This window comes from Vibrio sp. Vb0598 (assembly GCF_033338935.1).
Lineage (GTDB): Bacteria > Pseudomonadota > Gammaproteobacteria > Enterobacterales > Vibrionaceae > Vibrio > Vibrio alginolyticus.
In genome coordinates, this window is record NZ_JAWOTP010000021.1 from 67667 (window position 1) to 86977 (window position 19311).

General features: G+C 47.1%; 22 protein-coding genes. 10 read left to right on the forward strand and 12 right to left on the reverse strand.

Features of this window, described 5'->3' with window-relative positions; all coding sequences use genetic code 11:
• Positions 1 to 42: 42 nt before the first annotated feature.
• From ccoG to R7Q38_RS18690, 3 genes are all read right to left on the reverse strand, one after another.
• Complete coding sequence (gene ccoG / locus R7Q38_RS18680; RefSeq protein ID WP_033906581.1) at positions 43 to 1464, reverse strand: cytochrome c oxidase accessory protein CcoG; 1422 nt, start codon at positions 1462 to 1464, stop codon at positions 43 to 45.
• 308 nt (positions 1465 to 1772) lie between these two features.
• On the reverse strand, positions 1773 to 2039 hold the full coding sequence (locus R7Q38_RS18685; protein WP_017821571.1) for a YihD family protein: 267 nt from the start codon (positions 2037 to 2039) through the stop codon (positions 1773 to 1775).
• A 166-nt stretch (positions 2040 to 2205) separates the two neighbouring features.
• Positions 2206 to 2373 (reverse strand): hypothetical protein, encoded by a 168-nt coding sequence (locus R7Q38_RS18690; protein WP_005379043.1) that lies wholly within the window; start codon positions 2371 to 2373, stop codon positions 2206 to 2208.
• A 296-nt stretch (positions 2374 to 2669) separates the two neighbouring features.
• Between R7Q38_RS18690 and R7Q38_RS18695 the strand changes: the two genes are divergently transcribed.
• Positions 2670 to 3476, forward strand: coding sequence for a sporulation protein (locus tag R7Q38_RS18695; protein WP_005379045.1), 807 nt, complete (start codon positions 2670 to 2672; stop codon positions 3474 to 3476).
• Between the two features lie 70 nt (positions 3477 to 3546).
• Positions 3547 to 4200, forward strand: coding sequence for a PAQR family membrane homeostasis protein TrhA (trhA, locus tag R7Q38_RS18700; RefSeq protein WP_169629132.1), 654 nt, complete (start codon positions 3547 to 3549; stop codon positions 4198 to 4200).
• A gap of 33 nt (positions 4201 to 4233) precedes the next feature.
• On the opposite strand, the gene R7Q38_RS18705 is transcribed toward trhA, so the two are convergent.
• From R7Q38_RS18705 to def, 6 genes are all read right to left on the reverse strand, one after another.
• A complete protein-coding gene (locus tag R7Q38_RS18705; RefSeq protein ID WP_054575337.1) occupies positions 4234 to 4818 on the reverse strand; it encodes a DUF3157 family protein in 585 nt (194 codons plus the stop codon).
• Between the two features lie 26 nt (positions 4819 to 4844).
• Positions 4845 to 6290 carry a TrkH family potassium uptake protein gene (locus tag R7Q38_RS18710; RefSeq protein WP_005386656.1) on the reverse strand — a complete coding sequence of 482 codons (1446 nt, stop codon included), beginning with the start codon at positions 6288 to 6290 and terminating at the stop codon, positions 4845 to 4847.
• A 9-nt stretch (positions 6291 to 6299) separates the two neighbouring features.
• Positions 6300 to 7676, reverse strand: a complete 1377-nt coding sequence (gene trkA, locus R7Q38_RS18715) for a Trk system potassium transporter TrkA (protein ID WP_005379062.1) — start codon at positions 7674 to 7676, stop codon at positions 6300 to 6302.
• 63 nt (positions 7677 to 7739) lie between these two features.
• Positions 7740 to 9023 carry a 16S rRNA (cytosine(967)-C(5))-methyltransferase RsmB gene (rsmB, locus tag R7Q38_RS18720; protein WP_213969047.1) on the reverse strand — a complete coding sequence of 428 codons (1284 nt, stop codon included), beginning with the start codon at positions 9021 to 9023 and terminating at the stop codon, positions 7740 to 7742.
• Between the two features lie 80 nt (positions 9024 to 9103).
• Positions 9104 to 10051 carry a methionyl-tRNA formyltransferase gene (fmt, locus tag R7Q38_RS18725; protein ID WP_064368874.1) on the reverse strand — a complete coding sequence of 316 codons (948 nt, stop codon included), beginning with the start codon at positions 10049 to 10051 and terminating at the stop codon, positions 9104 to 9106.
• Positions 10052 to 10084: 33 nt separating this feature from the next.
• Positions 10085 to 10603: a peptide deformylase gene (def, locus tag R7Q38_RS18730; RefSeq protein ID WP_005379068.1), complete on the reverse strand. Its 519-nt coding sequence runs from the start codon at positions 10601 to 10603 to the stop codon at positions 10085 to 10087.
• A 138-nt stretch (positions 10604 to 10741) separates the two neighbouring features.
• Here def and R7Q38_RS18735 point away from each other — a divergent pair, with 138 nt between their 5' ends.
• The 4 genes from R7Q38_RS18735 to R7Q38_RS18750 all read left to right on the forward strand — a co-directional run bounded on the left by R7Q38_RS18735 (position 10742) and on the right by R7Q38_RS18750 (position 14057).
• Entirely contained in the window at positions 10742 to 11836 is a 1095-nt protein-coding gene (locus tag R7Q38_RS18735; protein ID WP_239938709.1) for a LysM peptidoglycan-binding domain-containing protein, read from the forward strand.
• Complete coding sequence (dprA, locus tag R7Q38_RS18740) at positions 11820 to 12929, forward strand: DNA-processing protein DprA (protein ID WP_053350676.1); 1110 nt, start codon at positions 11820 to 11822, stop codon at positions 12927 to 12929. Before R7Q38_RS18735 ends, dprA begins: the two co-directional genes overlap by 17 nt.
• A 2-nt stretch (positions 12930 to 12931) precedes the next feature.
• The gene (locus R7Q38_RS18745; RefSeq protein ID WP_005379074.1) at positions 12932 to 13411 is read left to right on the forward strand and encodes a DUF494 family protein; all 480 of its coding nucleotides are present in this window, start codon (positions 12932 to 12934) and stop codon (positions 13409 to 13411) included.
• A gap of 76 nt (positions 13412 to 13487) precedes the next feature.
• Positions 13488 to 14057, forward strand: a complete 570-nt coding sequence (locus tag R7Q38_RS18750; protein ID WP_017821580.1) for a type I DNA topoisomerase — start codon at positions 13488 to 13490, stop codon at positions 14055 to 14057.
• 66 nt (positions 14058 to 14123) lie between these two features.
• Here R7Q38_RS18750 and R7Q38_RS18755 read toward each other — a convergent pair whose 3' ends face one another.
• Entirely contained in the window at positions 14124 to 15257 is a 1134-nt protein-coding gene (locus R7Q38_RS18755; protein ID WP_054579450.1) for a 5-(carboxyamino)imidazole ribonucleotide synthase, read from the reverse strand.
• Positions 15258 to 15261: 4 nt separating this feature from the next.
• The gene (purE, locus tag R7Q38_RS18760) at positions 15262 to 15747 is read right to left on the reverse strand and encodes a 5-(carboxyamino)imidazole ribonucleotide mutase (RefSeq protein WP_005379082.1); all 486 of its coding nucleotides are present in this window, start codon (positions 15745 to 15747) and stop codon (positions 15262 to 15264) included.
• 199 nt (positions 15748 to 15946) lie between these two features.
• Between purE and R7Q38_RS18765 the strand changes: the two genes are divergently transcribed.
• From R7Q38_RS18765 to R7Q38_RS18780, 4 genes are all read left to right on the forward strand, one after another.
• A complete protein-coding gene (locus R7Q38_RS18765) occupies positions 15947 to 16504 on the forward strand; it encodes an L-threonylcarbamoyladenylate synthase (RefSeq protein WP_005379084.1) in 558 nt (185 codons plus the stop codon).
• Positions 16505 to 16551: 47 nt separating this feature from the next.
• Positions 16552 to 17469 carry an oxygen-dependent coproporphyrinogen oxidase gene (hemF, locus tag R7Q38_RS18770; protein WP_047104448.1) on the forward strand — a complete coding sequence of 306 codons (918 nt, stop codon included), beginning with the start codon at positions 16552 to 16554 and terminating at the stop codon, positions 17467 to 17469.
• Positions 17470 to 17570: 101 nt separating this feature from the next.
• Complete coding sequence (gene aroE, locus R7Q38_RS18775; RefSeq protein WP_213886919.1) at positions 17571 to 18404, forward strand: shikimate dehydrogenase; 834 nt, start codon at positions 17571 to 17573, stop codon at positions 18402 to 18404.
• Between the two features lie 3 nt (positions 18405 to 18407).
• Positions 18408 to 18671 (forward strand): DUF1488 domain-containing protein, encoded by a 264-nt coding sequence (locus tag R7Q38_RS18780; RefSeq protein ID WP_238844197.1) that lies wholly within the window; start codon positions 18408 to 18410, stop codon positions 18669 to 18671.
• Positions 18672 to 18678: 7 nt separating this feature from the next.
• Here the strand turns inward: R7Q38_RS18780 and R7Q38_RS18785 are convergent, their stop codons facing one another.
• On the reverse strand, positions 18679 to 19227 hold the full coding sequence (locus R7Q38_RS18785; protein ID WP_033906568.1) for a gamma carbonic anhydrase family protein: 549 nt from the start codon (positions 19225 to 19227) through the stop codon (positions 18679 to 18681).
• Between the last annotated feature and the right edge of the window lie 84 nt (positions 19228 to 19311).

A 19311-nucleotide genomic window follows, 5' to 3' on the forward strand; every position in this document is an offset into this window, starting at 1 on the left:
GGCTCATTACTGAGCCTTTTTCCGTTAGTCACTGAAGTAGCGCTATAGTTTTTTAATAAAACGGCTTTCTACTTCAATAGTGAATTCGTTGCTCTTATCGGTGAGTATAAACTGAATTGTCGTAATCGCAGAGTTTAGCTTGTCAGGATCGGCACCAAGACTCATTGGCAGGTTTAATACCTCACCTGGCTGGACCTGAATTGTCTGCTTACCATACCAGCTTACATCGGATAGCCCTTCAACATCCAACGAGTACTCTTGCACTTGCTGAGTTTTGTTGATCACTTTGAGGGTGTAGGTGTTTTCTACTTCTCCCGAGCTATTAACGCGGAACAGTTGGTTACGGTCGCGAATAACACTCATGCCGGCTGGGTCTACCGCTGCAATTTGGGCAAAGAAAAGACCGACCATGACGAGTAGTACGGCACCATAGCCTAGCAGCTTCGGACGCATGACTTTGGTACTCTTACCCGATAAGCGATGCTCGGTAGTGTAACTAATTAGGCCTTTCTCGTAGCCCATGCGATCCATGGTGTTGTCACACGCATCAATACAGGCGCCACAGTTGATACATTCATACTGCAAGCCGTCACGAATATCGATACCTGTTGGGCACACCTGCACACACAAATCACAATCAATACAATCACCCAAACCAAGCTGCTTTGGATCGGCTTTACGCGGACGTGGGCCACGTTTTTCCCCACGTTTTGCATCGTAGCCAACGATGAAGGTGTCTTTATCAAACATGGCAGACTGGAAGCGCGCGTAAGGACACATGTGAATACACATGATGGAACGCATCCAACCAGCATTACCATAAGTACAAATGGCAAAGAACATTACCCAAAAGACGGGCCAGAAGTTGGCGTTAAAGGTGAAAAAGTCGATAACCAATTGCTTCATTGGTACGAAATAGCCAACAAAAGTAAAACCAGTGGCGAGTGCAATGGCAAACCAAGCTATATGTTTGACGGTTTTACGCATCGCTAAATTCGCCGTCAGCTTATTGGAGTCTTGTTTGCGGCGTTTATTGGCACTACCTTCGAGCTTCTCTTCAAACCAGATATACATGAAGGTCCAGACGGTTTGTGGGCAGAGATAGCCACACCAAACCCGACCCAAGAAGGTGGTAATAAAGAACAACCCAAACGCCGCGATCACAAACAGCAAGGCGAGTAGGGTAAGATCTTGTGGGTACAGGGTGGTACCGAAAAAGTTGAACTGCTGGTTGCCAATATCAAGCAAGATCGCTTGACGTTCACCGTAAGGGATCCACGGTATCAAAGCGAAGAGAAGCAGTAAGAACCAACCACCGTAACGACGCAGTTTCTGGTAAGTCCCTTTGCTTTCGCGTACATAGATGCGATTACTTGGGTTGAACCGATCCCCGTTTCCTTTATGGGTTTTGGGATTATAGGTTTTAGGAGTCACATCTTTGATATCGATCTTGTCCTGACTCATGCACTCATCCTTCTTAGGCTTTTATAATGTACGGCGTCATTTCTATTGATGTCGCTCGATGACATTGCTGCTCGTTCCGTCATAAAGATGACCGAACATAATTATTTTAGTAAATACTGATGAACGGCGATTATACAATCAATAACAATTCCGTTTCTTTAACGCAGTCAATGTTTAACAACAAAAATCAGTACAGTTAACCTGATAATTGGCTGAACAGTTATAACCAATTGTGGGACTAAAAACTTTGGTTATAAAAAAGCGACTCATAGAGAGAGTCGCTTAAAGAATACTGGCTGTTGAGCTGGTTATTTGATGATGCCACGAGCGCGTAGGATCGCCGTTTTAAAATCGTCCTCTTGGTCTTTTTTGAGTCCAGGGATCATTTCATCTTTGCTGCTATTACGCATTTTAAGGTGGTAGATCAGTACATCGTCGGTCAGATCTTCTAGCTTTCCTTCATAGCCTGCTTCTTTTGCCAGCTTAACGATGAACTGCAAGAGGTTCAGCTCTTGATCTTTATGCCATTCAGGCTCTAGTAGCTCAAGCAGCTCTTCAATGCGATGACACTTCATTTCTTTCTCCACAGAATTTATAGGTGTAATTAGCAGTAAAGGTACCAAATTGCTTTGCTAAGACCAAATAGGAAAAACGATCTCTTTCACCGTGGTTTGTTCTAAGTCTTTGAAGTTTTATGAGTTGCGTGCAAAGAAAAAAGCGCAGCTGGCGCCGCGCTTTTGATTAAGCTGCTTTGATAACTTTGGCCGGAACACTCGACATCATTGCTGTCTTCTCAACCAATGTCATTGCTGGCGCAACTTGCTTTGCCTTTGGTGCAGTAGTAAAGCCACTGCGGCGGCGCATTGCACTAGTATTAGTGTGTGCGAACCTGACTGTTGTTGGGCGCATTAATTTACCTAACTGTCAGGCATATCCATTGCCGATGTAATGGCCTGAATCATTATGAGCTAGGCTCCAACAAGATTGAAGAATCACTCTTCTGGCTCTCGCCAATCCAGTTAATGAGTCAGGAATACCGATATGCATGCATATCAAGTGTAAGATTAGCATCCTTGTAATAATTGGTCGATAGTTGAGCAATTGAATTGTTTAGATTTTGTCATTTTGTCGCGATGTTCGAGGCAATTTTTGTTTGATCCCACGATCAGCAGTAGTAGTATGAGATCTCGATGAAGGAGGTGCCTATGTCATTTTTGAAGAAGACACTTGCCAGTTTTGGGATTGGGAGCGCGAAGGTCGACTCAATCTTAAACCAAGACGTGCTATACCCAGGTCAAAGTGTGGATGTGTCGATCCATGTATATGGTGGTGCGACTGAACAAGCGATCGACAACATTGATTTAAAACTCTGTTGCCGCTACATCGCAGAAGCCCCTGATGACCGTGGTGCGCGAGAAGGACACAGCATGCGCCGAGTACCTCAAACTCATGTGCTTGCTAAGTGGAGTCTCCCTTACGCATTTACCATCCATTCCGGCGAAGAGCGTACCTTCGATGTTAAGCTCGATGTGCCTTGGAACACGCCTGTCACCATTGGTGATGCCAAAGTATGGTTAGAAACCGGCTTAGACGTTGCCGCTGCTTTGGATCCGACTGATAAAGACATCCTCACCGTTCGACCTGATCCACTGATGGATGCGGTACTATCTGCATTTGAAGCGCAAGGTTTACGAATTCGCCAGGTGGAATGCGAGGAAGTGAAAGGATTCGATCTACCATTTGTGCAAGAGTTTGAACTGGTGCCAACCGACGGACCTTACCACGGCGTGTGGCGCGAATTAGAATTTGTTGCCCACCGCAGTGAGCAAGAGCTCAAGTTGTGGTTTGAAGTTGACCGCACACGCAAGGGGCAAGGTGGCATGCTCGCGAGCTTACTGGGTAGTGGCAAACTCAAGCGAGAGCTGACCATTCCTGCCACGACTAAGCCAGATCAAGTTGGCGAACTGGTACTCAATTATCTCGATCAAACTACTGCCGTTCATGAGTCTTAATTTAAGCTTACACGTGTAAGCCTAATGTGCCATACTAGAGCAAATTTCAAACTCTAGTATAGGCGCATTGATGCCCGAGCTGCAGAAACCTCAATACAGTCAACGTGAAGAACTGGCCAATACCATCACCCACGGTATAGGGATGATTTTTGGTATTGTTGGCTTGATACTGCTGTTAGTTAAAGCCATAGACCATCAAGCTGACACTTTAACGCTTACCAGTATGGCGATTTATGGTGCGAGTATTATCGTGCTATTTTTGGCCTCGACGCTCTATCATGCGATCCCTCATCCCAAAGCGAAACGTTGGCTAAAAACCTTCGACCATTGTGCTATTTATCTTTTGATAGCAGGCAGCTATACCCCTTTCTTGTTAGTCAGCTTAAGAACACCTCTAGCATTTGGGTTGATGATCGTTATTTGGAGCATTGCGTTGATCGGCATCATCATGAAAGTTGCGTTCGTCTATCGATTTAAAAAGCTTTCTTTGATGACGTATTTGGTGATGGGATGGTTATCGTTGATTGTGATTTATCAATTAGCTATTAACTTGGATGTCGGCGGACTTACACTGCTTGCCGCTGGTGGAATTGTGTATTCACTGGGGGTGATTTTCTACGTTGCGAAGCGCATTCCCTTTAACCATGCGATCTGGCACGGCTTTGTTTTGGCTGGCTGCGTGTGCCATTTCTTTGCGATTTATTACTTTGTTGAGCCTATCTAGCCGATAGGCTCAACAAAGAATATTAAACACGTATTAGCGAGTTTTTACCTCTAGCACTTTGGCAGAAAACTGGTATTGCTGTGATTGCGGTACAGCCAATTTAATGCTCTTACCTTGTTCCGCTTGCTGTGGTCGCAGGTAGGTATCCGCCATGCGCTTGATGGATTGCCAAACAGTCACGTTTTCTTTTGCCAGTTGCTGACCAGACATATCAAACACTTGCACCTCAACTTCCACTTGAATGACAGATTGAGAGCTTTGGTTGGTGATTGATGTAGGTAAAACAAGCTCACCGCTTTGATAGCTTGCTGAACCAATCAATACATCCACACCTGAATCTGATAGCTGCATGGTTGGCTTTTTGGCGTTTACCACCACGGTCGTGCCAACGGTTTTCGTTACCACTGGAATTGTCGCAATCGCAGGAGCTGCGATTGTTTCAACTACGCTTGCTGTTGTTTGTGTCTCCGTCGCTTGCTGCGCCGGTTTTTTCATGACGTATTCCCAGGTAAAGTCATCGTTCAACTTCACTTCTCGACCATCGGCTAAAGTGATGACCTCGGCGGCGTATGTGGATGAGGCGGCAAGTAGGGTCGCCAGAGTAATCCATGTTTTCATTGTTATACCTTTTAATTAGAGTCTGCTTAGCGGCGCCAAAACGCAGGAAAGAACAGTACAAGAATAGTCAGAATTTCCAAGCGGCCCATTAACATCCCAAAGCTTAAGAGCCATTTGGCAGTATCGGGCAGAGGCGCGAAGTTGCCTGTTGGGCCAATCACACTGCCCATACCAGGGCCAACATTGGCAACGGCGGTGATTGAGCCAGAAATACTGGTCACAGGGTCGAGGCCAAGAGCACTTAAACAACCCGCGATAAAGATAATGGTGATAAAAAACATCAAGCCAAATGCCACCACTGAGCGAACAATATCATCATTCACCGGTCGCTGGTTATAACGCTGTACAAACACCCCAGAAGGGTGAATCAACTTCATCATTTGTTTGTTTAGCAGCGTCATTGCAATTTGGAAGCGGAAGATTTTGATCCCGCCAGACGTTGATCCTGAGCATGCTCCCGCCATCATTAAGAATGCGAAAAGAGTAGTGGGTAATGCGCCCCATGCGGTGAAGTCTTCTAAGCCAAAGCCAGTTGTGGTGACGACAGAGACAATATTAAACATCGACACTCGCAGGGCATCCAAAATGGTGTACCCATCTCGAATCACTAGCCAAGCTGAAATCACTAAGCTAGAGAATACGAACAGGTACGCAAATCCTCTAACTTGAGCGTCGTTAACCAACACATCAATACGGCGTTTACGTAATGCGGCGATAAAGAGCAAAAACGGCAAACCACCTAAGAACATAAAGGTAGTGGCCACCCAATGTGCGCCATTAGAGAAGTGGTTCATTGACCCATCAGATGTAGAGTATCCACCCGTCGATAGCGTAGTAAAGGCATGGTTGATTGCTTCGAACAGGTTCATGCCGGTGACCAAGTAGCCCAAAATACATAAGCCTGTTAGCATCAAATAAACCGCTACGATGTTTTTGGCGACCGTTTTCGCTCTTGGACTACTTTTATCCGACCAATCTGATGATTCGGTTTGGAATAGCTTCATACCACCGACATTCAGCATAGGTAACACTGCTACCGCCATCACGATAAAACCAATGCCACCAAGCCACTGTAAAATAGAGCGCCACAGCAAGATGCTCGGCGCCATGTTGTCTAGGCCACTGAGCACCGTTGAGCCCGTCGTGGTGATACCCGACATCGTTTCGAAGTAGGCGTCGGTGAAGCTGATGTGGTTGATAAACACAAATGGCAAGGCGGCAAACGCACTCGCGATGGTCCAAACCAAACTGGTGATGAGGAACATATCGCGTACGCTGAGTTTGAACTTGGCGGTTCGACCTATCGTTAGGCAGATGAAGGCGGCAAGGTGCGTGATCACAACGGCTTGGGCGAAATCGAGGAACCCCCCCGTACCGGTAAAGAAAGCGACCAAAGTCGGCACGTACATAAACAGGGCCAGTTTGGATAAAACCAGCCCGATAACAAACAGTACGGGACGTAAGTTGACCATAGGAAAATCCTAGAGGAAGAATGGACTCGGCTGGAATAGCGCTTCGACGTCTGATACGTATTTTTTGTTGACCAGGAACATCACCACATGGTCATCCTGCTCGATGACCGTACGGTCGTGGGCAATAAGAACTTCTTCGCCACGAACGATAGCACCAATGGTGGTCCCAGGTGGAAGCTTTATATCTCCAATCGCACGTCCAACCACTTTAGATGTACTTTCATCACCGTGAGCGACGGCTTCAATCGCTTCCGCAGCGCCGCGGCGAAGTGAGGATACGTTTACGATATCAGCGCGACGAACGTGCGTTAGCAAGGCTGAAATAGTGGCTTGCTGAGGTGAGATTGCTACATCAATTACGCCGCCTTGTACCAGGTCTACATAAGCGCCACGTTGGATCAGCACCATCACTTTTTTAGCGCCCATGCGTTTTGCCAACATTGCAGACATGATGTTGGTTTCATCTTCGTTGGTCAGCGCGATGAAGACGTCGACTTGGTCGATGTTCTCTTCCGAGAGAAGCTCTTGGTCTGCCGCATCACCGCAGAACACGATGGTGTTTTCTAGTTGCTCAGAGAGCTTTTCTGCACGCTGGTAGTTACGCTCAATCAGCTTCACGCTGTAAGTTTGCTCTAGGCGTTTTGCCAAGCTTGCGCCAATGTTACCACCTCCAACAATCATGATGCGGCGGTACGGTTTTTCTAGGCGCTGAAGCTCACTCATCACTGAGCGAATATGATTACTTGCTGCAACGAAGAACACTTCATCGTCGGCTTCAATAATGGTGGTACCTTGTGGGCGAATCGGACGGCCTTGACGGAAAATCGCCGCCACACGGGTATCGATGTGCGGCATGTGCTCACGCAAAGCAGACAGCGCGTTACCCACCAACGGGCCACCATAGTAAGCTTTCACCGCCACTAGGCTGACTTTCTGTTCAGCAAAACTCACCACTTGCAGCGCGCCTGGGTATTGGATCAGACGTTCGATGTAGCTCGTGACGAGTTCTTCTGGTGCGATAAGGTGATCAACAGGAATAGCGCCAGATTTAAACAGGGCTTCTTTTTCTGCCAAGTATTCTGGAGAGCGAATACGCGCAACGCGGTTTGGGGTATTGAATAGAGTGAACGCGACCTGACAGGCGGCCATGTTGGTTTCATCAGTGTTGGTTACTGCGACGAGCATATCGGCGTCTTGCGCGCCAGCTTCGTGTAGCACGTCTGGATGGCTCGCATGGCCATTGACCACACGTAGGTCGTATTTGTCCTGCAATTCACGCAGTCGGTCGGCATTATTGTCGACGATGGTGATGTCGTTGTTTTCACCCACTAGGTTTTCTGCCAGTGTGCCGCCAACCTGACCTGCACCAAGAATAATGATCTTCATACTCTTTTCTCGTATCTGAAAAAGGCGATTGAAATCACTTCAATCGCCCTATTTAGCATGCTGTTACGCGTGTGTCTTAGTTAGCACTGCGTAGTAGAAACCATCCATATCTTCTTCGCCTGGTAGAATTTGACGACCAGGCTGGTCGGGATCAGAATCCAGCAGTTGCGCATCCGCGGTACGTGCTAAAAACGCTTTTACTTGCTCCACGTTTTCTTGCGGTATGATTGAACAAGTCGCGTAAACCATGGTGCCGCCGGGCTTCAGTTGCGTCCACATGGCATCAAAAATTTCACTTTGCAGCTCTGCTAATGCGGCGATGTCGTCTGCACGACGTAGCCATTTGATGTCTGGGTGACGACGAATCACGCCAGTCGCAGAACATGGGGCATCCAGCAAAATGCGATCAAATTGCTCGCCTTGCCACCATTCTTGTGGATTACGCGCATCACCGCAAACCACTTTTGCCTGAAGGTTGAGACGCTTCAGGTTTTCATGCACACGTTTCAAGCGTGTGTCGTCGCAGTCAATCGCGACCACTTCACTGCCCGACGTGCGCTCTAGAATGTGCGCAGTCTTGCCACCTGGCGCAGCACAGCAATCTAAAATCCGTTCGCCGTCTTGTGGTTTTAGGTAGTTGATCGAAAGCTGCGCCGCCGCATCTTGTACCGAAACCCAACCTTTATCAAAACCAGGTAGCTTCATCACGTCACATGGTGCGGCCAATTTTATGGCGTCCATTGCTTCTGTGTGTGGCGTGCTATCAATGTTTTCATTTTTGAGCAGCGCAAGGTATTCATCACGAGTGTGGTGTTGATGGTTCACACGCAGCCACATTGGTGCTTTTTGGTTGTTCGCTTCAACAATACTTTCCCATTGCTTTGGGTAGGCCTCTTGCAGCAGTTTTAGTAACCAGCTTGGGTGACCGTACTTGCCAGCGTTGTTGCTGACGGCCATTTGGTCGAGTTCTTCTTGGTTGCGCTGGTAGTTACGCAATACCGCGTTAATCAAACCACGCAGACGAGGACCTTTCAGCTCTTTAGTGCCTTCAACCGTTTCACCGACTGCTGCGTGCGCAGGAATACGCATGAAGCTCAGTTGGTAAATACCAACCAGAATTAGGTGATGGAATACACGTTGTTTGCCTTTTAGCGGCTTATCCATCAATTGGTTTGCGATCATTTCTAGGCGAGGTAGGTAACGTAGCGCACCGTAACAGATCTCTTGTAACAGAGCGTGGTCACGAGGTCGTACCGTTTGTTGAGCCGCTGGAAGAGCGCTTGAAAGTGAGTGGCCCTTGTCGACGACAAGATACAGGACGTTAGCAGCCGCAGCGCGAACATTCATGATGAGTACCTTAAAGTAAAGGAGGGCATCTCTGCCCTCTAAAAGTTCGTATAATTGGGGATAATAACCCCTAGTATGGCTTAAACTAGCAGAGTGCCCACTTCAAACCAAGCCGCACGCGAATTCAGAATATCCTGAACTGACATGGCTTTTTTGCCAGGAACTTGCAGTTGCTCTAGCACCAGTATGCCGTTGCCTGTCGCAACATAGATACCGGTTTTATCTGCTTGCACGATGGTGCCGGCTGGCTTGTCACTGGTTTGCTCTGCCACACGGCTTTGCCATACTTTGATGCTGTTTTCTGCCGCCTCAAAGTGGCTCATTGGCCATGGGTTAAATGCACGAACGCAGCGCTCAATGTGCGCCGCATCGTCGTTCCAGTTGATGCGTGCTTCTTCTTTGCTGAGTTTTTTCGCATAGTTCGCTAGCTCATCGTCTTGCTTCACTGGCACTGCTTTACCCGCAGCAATGTCTGCTAGGCAGTCAATCAGGGCTTCTGGACCAAGCTCAGCCAATTTTTCGTACATTGAAGCGCTGGTATCTGTCGCTTCGATTGGCAGAGTTGCAATCTTCAGCATATCACCAGTGTCGAGACCGATGTCCATCTGCATGATGGTTACGCCAGTTTCTGCATCGCCCGCCCAAATAGAGCGTTGGATTGGAGCCGCACCACGCCAACGAGGTAGGATAGAACCATGTACGTTGATACAACCCAGTTTAGGGGTATCAAGAACCGCTTGTGGCAGCAGCATACCGTACGCAACGACAACCATGAGATCGGCGTTCAGATCGGCAAGTTCTTGTTTCGCTTCGTCGGACTTAAAGCTTTCAGGTTGGTAAACCGGGATGTTGTGTTCCAGCGCCAGTTGTTTTACCGGTGGCGCAGCCAATTTCTTGCCACGACCCGCTGGACGATCTGGGTTTGTGTAAACCGCGATGACTTCATGCTCCGAAGACAACAACGCCGCCAAGTGACGGGCGGCGAAATCCGGAGTACCTGCAAAGACAATACGTAAAGACTGACTCAAGGTAGGCTTCCTTCTAATTGGTATGGTTCGAGATTAAGCGTTTTGCTGCTTCTCGTTAAAGCGTTTGATTTTTGCTAGCTTGTCCTGAATGCGTTTGCGTTTCAGTGGTGATAGGTAATCCACGAATAGCTTACCTTGTAGGTGATCAAGCTCGTGTTGAACACAAATCGCTAGCAGGTCGTCGGCTTCAAAGGTGAACTCTTTGCCATCACGATCCAGTGCTTTAACGGTAACTTCTGCAGCGCGAGGCACAAGTGCGCGCGCACCTGGTACCGACAGACAGCCTTCTTCGATGCCATCTTCGCCACGCTTTTCCAGAATCTCAGGGTTGATTAGCACCATCGGCTCATCGCGAGTTTCTGAAATATCAATCACTACGATACGTTTGTGGATATCAACCTGCGTTGCAGCAAGGCCAATACCTTCTTCGTCGTACATGGTTTCAATCATGTCATCGACGATTTTTTGAATCTCAGGTGTCACCGCTTCAACAGGCTTTGCGACTGTGCGCAGGCGATCATCCGGGAATGTTAATACTTGTAATACAGACATATTCACTCGAAATATTGAACTGTGCCGAAACAGCACAAACCTTGTTGGCTCAATTCTAGACATTTTATAGCCTAAATGACAGCATCCTTGCACCAATTTCCATTCTGGTTCCTGCTTAATAGACCAAGGACGAGGGTCATGAATCGAATTTTCCGCAACGTTGCCAGTGTTACGTTGCCGTTACTTTTCTCTTTCAACGCTGTAGCAAATGTGGATGCGAACCCACTGACAGTTAAAGATGATGCGCCACAAACGTATGTAGTCGTGAAGGGCGATACGCTATGGGATATTTCGGCCATGTACTTGGATAGCCCGTGGTTGTGGCCTCGTTTATGGCAAGTAAACCCGGAAATCGACAACCCTCATTTAATTTATCCTGGAGACAAGCTGTCTTTGGTGTGGATTAACGGTCAGCCCGTGTTGAGCCTAAAACCGGTTAAGAAGCTGAGCCCGAAAGCTCGCATCACAGAAAAGAAAGCCCTACCAACGGTCGCGGAAGGTTTGGTGATGCCTTACCTCAAATCGGATCGGTTGCTAGATAAAGATTCGTTGAACAGAGCAGCAAAAGTGATGGGTAGCAGCAAAGGCAGTAAGTATCTGACTGCAGAAGATGTGCTGTATATCAATGGCAATCAGACCGCGACAGGTTGGGCTATTTACCGACCAGTAGCTACCTTTTCGCGTGACGATGTGTCCGAAGAGATTACCGCGCTGCGTTTGATTGCCAAAGGCGAGCTCGTTGAAGCTTCGAGTGATTATTCAGGTTTGAAGCTTACATCGCAAATGCAAGAAATCCTACGTAACGATATCGCGTTGCCAAATCAATCGGTTGAGAATACTGACTTCACGACTACGTTCTATCCGCTGCCGTCGCCACAAGGCAGTTCTGCAAAGTTGCTAGGTAATATCGAAGGTATTCGCTTTAGTTCAACTAACCAAGTCGTGGTGATTGATAAAGGCACGTCAGACAATCTCAAGCAAGGCAGTGTGTTTGATTTAAAAGAAGACGCGCACCCAGTTTACAAAGACGGCGATGAGTTCAAGAAAGAGTTTGGCGTGCTTGATAAGAAAATCACTTTGCCTCAAAGCAAAGTTGGTGAGTTGCTGGTCATTCGTCCTTATGAGTACTTTAGCTTGGCACTGATCACTAACAGTACGAAACCCATTAACCAAGATATTTCGGTGGTGTCACCGTTGGCGGACGAATTAACCATCGATGAATCGACGAAATAACGATGATCTCGCTGCCTGGTTAAAACTGAGTTGTTTACCAGGCATTGGCGGCGTCAAAATGAATAAGCTACTGGCAAGAGACACGCCACGTAACATCGTAAACTTCTCTCCTGAACAGCTACAACAACTTGGGTTAACAACTAAGCAAATTCAAGCTTGGGCTTCAACAGATAAAGAAGTCGATGCTTGTTTAAGCTGGCTTGAGGCTTCTACAAACCATCATATCCTGACACTGACTGACCCGCGTTATCCACCTCAACTCAAACAAATCGTTGCACCGCCACCTCTACTTTTTGTTCAAGGAAACCCTACTTGTCTTTCTCAGCCACAAATCGCGATGGTTGGCAGTCGAAATGCGAGTATTGATGGATTACAGCATGCACGTCAGTTTGCTGCAGAGTTTGTTCAGCACGATTTTATTGTCACCAGTGGTCTCGCTTTAGGCATTGATGGTCATGCGCATGATGGTGCGTTGCAAGCGGGTGGTAAGACGATTGCGGTGCTAGGATCTGGCTTAGAAAATATTTATCCGGCACGTCATCGTGGTTTAGCGCAACGTGTTATTGAACATGGGGCTTTGGTGTCTGAGTTTCGGCCTAATGCCAAGCCGCGCCCAGAAAACTTCCCGCGTCGTAATCGTATTATTAGTGGATTATCGCTTGGTGTACTGGTCGTCGAGGCGGCGAAAAAGAGCGGCTCGTTAATTACAGCTCGTTACGCGCTTGAGCAAGGTCGAGAAGTATTTGCGCTGCCAGCGTCAATCAATGCCCCCAATGCCTGCGGTGGAAACCAGTTGATACGTCATGGCGCTTGCCTCGTAGAAAAGACGAAAGATGTCTTAGATGAAATACAGTCCTTGCTTGATTGGTCTATTAATCAGAGTACCGATTTATTTTCTACGTTAAATGATGAAGAAGAATTGCCATTTCCTCAGCTGTTAGCTAACGTAGGAAGTGAAGCTACACCGGTTGATATTCTTGCAAACAGGACCAATATACCTGTCCAAGAAGTCATGATGCAGCTCTTAGAGTTAGAACTCTCTGGGCATGTCGTTGCGGTTTCAGGTGGCTATATTCGAAAGGGGAGGGGCTAGCTATGATGATGGATATACTGATGTATCTATTCGAAACCTACATCCATAGCGATGCAGAGTTACAGGTCGAACAAGACGAGTTGGAAGAAGAGTTGCTTCGTGCTGGCTTCCAACAAAAAGATATCTACAAAGCCCTTGTCTGGTTAGAAGAGCTTGCCGCATTGCAGCAAAGTGACACCTCTTCTGCAATCTCGACTTGCATGGCTTCGTCATCAACTCGTATCTACACAGCGAAAGAGATGCAGCGTTTAGATTTGGAATGCCGAGGATTTCTATTGTTTCTCGAGCAAATCAATGTGTTAACCACAGAAACTCGCGAAATGGTGATTGACCGAGTGATGGGATTAGAAACGAGTGAGTTTGAGCTTGAAGACCTCAAATGGATCATTCTGATGGTGCTGTTTAATGTGCCTGGCAACGAAAACGCTTACACGCTAATGGAAGAGCTGTTGTACACCAAGGAACAAGGGATTCTTCACTAACCATCTGGGCAAGTTCGAGTTTAGCCAGAATAAACGCGAGCTTGTCTTTTTGTGTGTTTTTCACGAAACGGTAAGTATGAGTAGTAAAATCGACAACACCCTTTTCTCTGCCCATGAACACGCTTTGGAGCACGAGCCGTGTCCAAAATGTGGTGGTGAGCTGACTCTCAAGCACGGAAAACATGGCCCATTTCTCGGCTGTAACCATTACCCAAGCTGTGATTACATTAAACCGCTACACAGCAATGATGGTCACATCGTGAAAGAGTTGGGTGTGCCTTGTCCTGAGTGTGGCAATGAGTTGGTTCTCCGCCAAGGGCGCTACGGTATGTTCGTTGGTTGTAGCCATTACCCGGCTTGTCATCATATTGAGTCGATTAATCAACCAGAGCCAGAGGCGCAGTCACAAGAGCAACACGCTTGCCCTGAATGTGGCAAAGGACATTTGGTTGAGCGTAAAACCCGATTTGGCAAAACCTTCTACGCGTGTGATAACTACCCTAAATGCAAATTTGCTGTGAACCTTGCTCCGGTCAAGGGGCGATGCGAAGAATGTGGTTTTACTTTGTTGGTGGAGAAGAAACTCGCCAGTGGTGTGAAATTGCAATGTGCCAACCGTAAGTGCCAGCACACCCAACAAGGGTAAATACATCAAAGGAATTAAAAAGGGTCGCATCGTGCGACCCTTTTTTTATTTTTTTGCTGCCAAACGTTAGTGTTGAGGCTGTTTAGCGAACGCTTGCACGGCTGGGAAAGCTATTGGGTCTAAGATGTCTGCCAGAGCGCACAACCTACGGTGCAATTCTCCTGGGTAGTCGCCACACACGTTGATGTGTCCCATCTTGCGACCTGCACGTTTCTCTTTGCCATACCAATGAAGGTGGCAACCATCCATTAATAACAATGCTTCTGGTAGTGTGTCTTCACCAAGAATATTAATCATTGAGGTTTCACGAACCAATTTCGTACTGCCTAATGGTAAGCCGCACACTGCGCGCAGATGGTTTTCAAACTGACACGTTTCTGCACCTTGCTGTGTCCAGTGACCAGAGTTGTGCACGCGTGGAGCAATCTCATTCACTAAAAGTGCCCCATCGACATCAAAGAACTCAAGCGCTAATACGCCAACGTAATCTAGGCTATCTGCGACTGCCGTGAACATTTGCTTTGCTTGTTCCTGTAACCCTGGCGCATCAATCGCAGTAGAAAGACTCAATACACCGTTGGTGTGGACGTTCTCTGCCAGAGGATACACTTCCACACTGCCATCTTTGCTTCGAGCACCAACCAGTGATACTTCGCGGTTAAAAGGAACAAACTCTTCAGCAACAATCGCTTGAGTTGGTGTTGCCGCGATGCACTCTGCCATCTCAGTCCAAATGTCGTCGACTTGAGAAGCTTCTTTTAAGCGCCATTGGCCTTTACCATCGTAACCACCTAATGCACTTTTCAGAACCATTGGCATACCAACGTGTTCAATTGCGCGCTCAAAGTCTTCACGAGTTTCAATGACGTAGTATTTCGCGTTGCGCACGCCGGCATCATCAAGCAGTGCTTTTTCAATACGGCGATCACCACCTGCTTTGATGGCTTGCGTACTTGGTAGGAACTTGCCGCTCGCTTCGCAAACTTTGAGCACGTCATGTGGAATATGCTCGAACTCGGCAGTAATCACATCAACTTGCGTAATCGCATTTTCCAAGCCATGGCCAAGTACCTGTTGAGTTAAAGGGTGAACGACATCACCGCTGCTGACATCGTAAGCTGAAATTTGAATATTCAGTGGCGCACCAGCCAGAGACATCATACGAGCCAACTGACCCGCACCAAGAACCAGTACATGCATCTGATTAATCCTCTGCAGGGTTTGGATTTGCGAGAACTGTTTCCGTTTGCTCATTACGGAATGCTTCTACCTTCGCCATGATGTTTTCATCATGAGTGCCTAGGATTTGCGCTGCTAGGATACCGGCGTTTGCTGCGCCCGCTTCGCCAATCGCCAATGTACCAACCGCAATTCCCTTTGGCATCTGTACAATAGAAAGCAGTGAATCCATACCTTTCAGTGCACGAGACTGAACGGGAACCCCAAGCACAGGCAAACTAGTAAACGCCGCCGCCATACCTGGTAGGTGGGCTGCACCACCTGCGCCTGCGATGATAACTTTGATGCCGCGTTCTTTTGCGCCACTGGCGTAGTCAGCCAGTAATTGAGGAGTTCGGTGTGCTGACACGACTTTTGTTTCGTAAGGCACGCCAAATTGGTCTAGCATGTCCGCTGCTAGTTTCATGGTTGGCCAATCGGATTTAGAACCCATGATGATACCGACTTTCATCTCAAACTCCTTTAAGCTGCAAAAATTAGGTGAGCTATAAATTTGTGCGCATTATACGGGGATTTTTATCTCAAGCAAACGTTTGCGTCTTGTTGTTGGCGCTATTGATACATTTTATAAAAAAATTGCTTTAGTGTCTGAGAATGAATATTTGTACACTTAGTGAAAACAACACAGTCAAACAAATAGGAAGTAATCGGTGGATAACTTTGAACAAGTGCTCAACGCACTCAAGCAAGGCGAAGTGATTGCCTATCCAACAGAAGGGGTTTTTGGTGTCGGATGTGATCCAGATAACCCAGAAGCAATTCAAAAGCTATTAGAGCTCAAGCAGCGTCCGGTAGAAAAAGGGCTGATTCTCATCGCGGCAAGTTATGATCAGCTCTTGCCTTATATTGATGAATCTCAGTTGACTGAAGAACAATTACAGACTGTTCATGCCACTTGGCCAGGCCCATACACTTGGATCATGCCAGCGAGCGATAAAGTATCCAACTGGGTTTCAGGGCAGTTTGATTCAATTGCGGTTCGTGTGACTGATCATCCTTTGGTGCAAAAAATGTGTAATGCATTCGGAAAGCCGTTAACCTCTACCAGCGCGAACCTTTCCGGCTTACCACCGTGTATGACCACGGAAGAAGTCGAAGAGCAGTTGGGTGATAAGCTGGTCGCCATTCTTCGTGGCGAGACCAGCGGTCGTGATAAACCCAGCGAGATTCGTGACGCCAAAACTTCACAAATATTAAGACAGGGTTAACCCTGCTAGCCAGCCATCATTAGGTTTCACGTAATAGGTAATAACGTATGTCAGCGATCGATAAGCACGCCGTAAAGCAGTTCTTGATGTCACTTCAGGATTCCATTTGTCAGCAGTTAGAACAAGAAGATGGAAAGGCCGTCTTTGTCGAAGATGCATGGCAACGTGAAAAAGGAGAGCGTCTGGGTGGCGGTGGTCGCTCACGTGTTTTGCGTGATGGCCTTGTTTTCGAGCAGGGAGGCGTGAATTTCTCGCATGTGGAAGGGAAAGAAATGCCAGCATCTGCGACAGCGCATCGCCCAGAGCTAGCGGGTCGTCGTTTTGAAGCGATGGGTGTTTCTTTGGTTATTCACCCTAAAAACCCTTACGTACCGACTTCACACGCCAATGTCCGCTTCTTTATTGCAGAAAAAGATGGCGAAGACCCAATTTGGTGGTTTGGTGGTGGTTTTGACCTAACGCCGTTCTACCCATTTGAAGAAGATTGCCAATCATGGCACGACACTGCAAAACAGCTTTGTGCACCATTTGGTGACGATGTTTACCAAGAGCATAAGGCATGGTGTGACAAATATTTCTTCCTACCACATCGTAATGAAACTCGCGGTGTTGGCGGTTTGTTCTTTGATGATCTAAACCAGTGGGAATTTGATAAGTGTTTTGCTTACATCAAAGCAGTCGGTGAAGGCTATTGCCAGGCTTATTTGCCGATCGTTTCTCGTCGTAAAGAGATCGAGTATGGTGAGCGTGAGCGTGAATTCCAACTATATCGTCGCGGCCGTTACGTAGAGTTCAACTTAGTGTATGACCGTGGCACCTTATTTGGTTTACAAAGTGGTGGGCGTACTGAGTCGATTCTGATGTCAATGCCGCCGCTCGCTCGCTGGGAGTACTGCTACGAGCCAGAAGCGGGATCGCCAGAAGCTGAACTTTACGAGCGATACCTAACGCCCCGAGAGTGGTAAGCACGGAATCTCCTTTTCTATATAGATAGATAGTGATAGGGTCATCTGTAATCAGGTGGCCCTGTTTTCTCTATATCTAAGTAAGGAACAAAGGTAAGGAAATGACCCAGCAAATCGATCGCTATGCCGTGTTTGGTAATCCTATCGGACACAGTAAGTCGCCATTCATTCACACCTTGTTTGCTCGTCAAACTAATCAATCTTTGGTGTACACCGCAGAAAGTGCACCTGTTGATGGTTTTATTGACGCGGCGAAGGTGTTTTTTGCTGAAGGTGGCAAGGGGTGCAACATCACTATGCCATTTAAAGAAGATGCTTATCAATTTGCTAGTCGATTGACAGAACGGGCTCAGTTAGCAGGCGCGGTAAATACCCTCAAGAAGTTAGACGATGGTGAAATCATCGGTGACAACACTGATGGTGCAGGTTTAGTGCAAGATCTGCTTCAGCATCAGGTTGTATTGGAAGGCGCGCGAATCCTAATTATTGGCGCTGGTGGTGCAGCTCGTGGTGTTATTAAGCCACTACTCGATCAAAAGCCGACCTCTTTAACCATTACCAACCGTACCTTTAGTAAAGCACAGGAGCTTGCAGAGCTGTTTGCCTCTCACGGTCCTATCCGCGCCAAAGAGATGGCAAGTATTGATGAAGAGTATGATGTCATCATTAACTCCACATCCGCTTCTCTTAGTGGTGAACTACCGACTATTTCATCCTCCATCTTTGCCGCTAACAGTACAAGCTATGACATGATTTATGGCAAAGGGGTGACGAGCTTTAACTTATGGGCAAAAGAGAATGGCGCCGCTCATGCGTATGATGGTCTTGGAATGTTAGTTGGGCAGGCTGCGGAAAGCTTTATGCTTTGGCGTGGCTTACGTCCTGGTGCTAAACAAGTTCTCAGAGAACTAAGAAAGAACCTTGAAGGTCAATAAGCGATGAATCAATCCATCTTATTCCCAGATATTCAATCATGGGATGAAGTATCACAATCGGTAAACTTTTCGGCGCAACAATCAGGCGCACTAATAGAGTGCTTTGTGACGAAACAAAAGCTAGAAAAGCTCAGTGGTTCACTGATTGAAACTGAGCAAGCGGCAATTAAAGTGTTTACTGGCTACCGATTCGACCTAGAAGAAATGGCTGAAGAGCTAATAGAAGATGAAGCCTTCAACGAAGAAGGCCATATCATCATCGGTTAACAGGGCTTTAGTTCAAGTCTTTTACTTCATTTAAGTAGTCGTTTTTGTTCTGCACATAGTTGTTGGCAGACTTTTGCAAGAAAGCTCGTTCTTTTTCTGATAGAGGGCGAGCTTGCTTTACTGGGCTTCCAACATATAAGTAGCCACTTTCTAATACTTTCCCAGGTGGCACTAAACTGCCTGCTCCGATCATCACCTCTGACTCAATTACAACAGCATCTAAAACAATAGCTCCCATACCAACCAAAACACGATCGTGGATCTGACAACCGTGCAGCATCACTTTGTGGCCAATCGTAACGTCATTACCAATAATCAATGGGTAGCCGTTTGGGTTTTCGGCGTTCTTATGGGTGACATGCAAAACACTGCCATCTTGAATATTCGTTCGATCACCAATGTGAATGTGGTTTACATCGCCTCGCGCTGCTACCAATGGCCAAATGCTAGAATCATCGCCAATTCGGATATCACCGACTAAAACAGAGGTTGGGTCAACGTAAACACGCTCACCAAGTTCAGGCTTTATACCTTTGTAGCTTCTCATTGAGCTCATCTTTTTTCCTTATTCAGGGCGATTACAGGGTGTATGGAGGTAGAATAGTAGTGAAAATTCGCCTTTTAGAATAAAAAACACCCA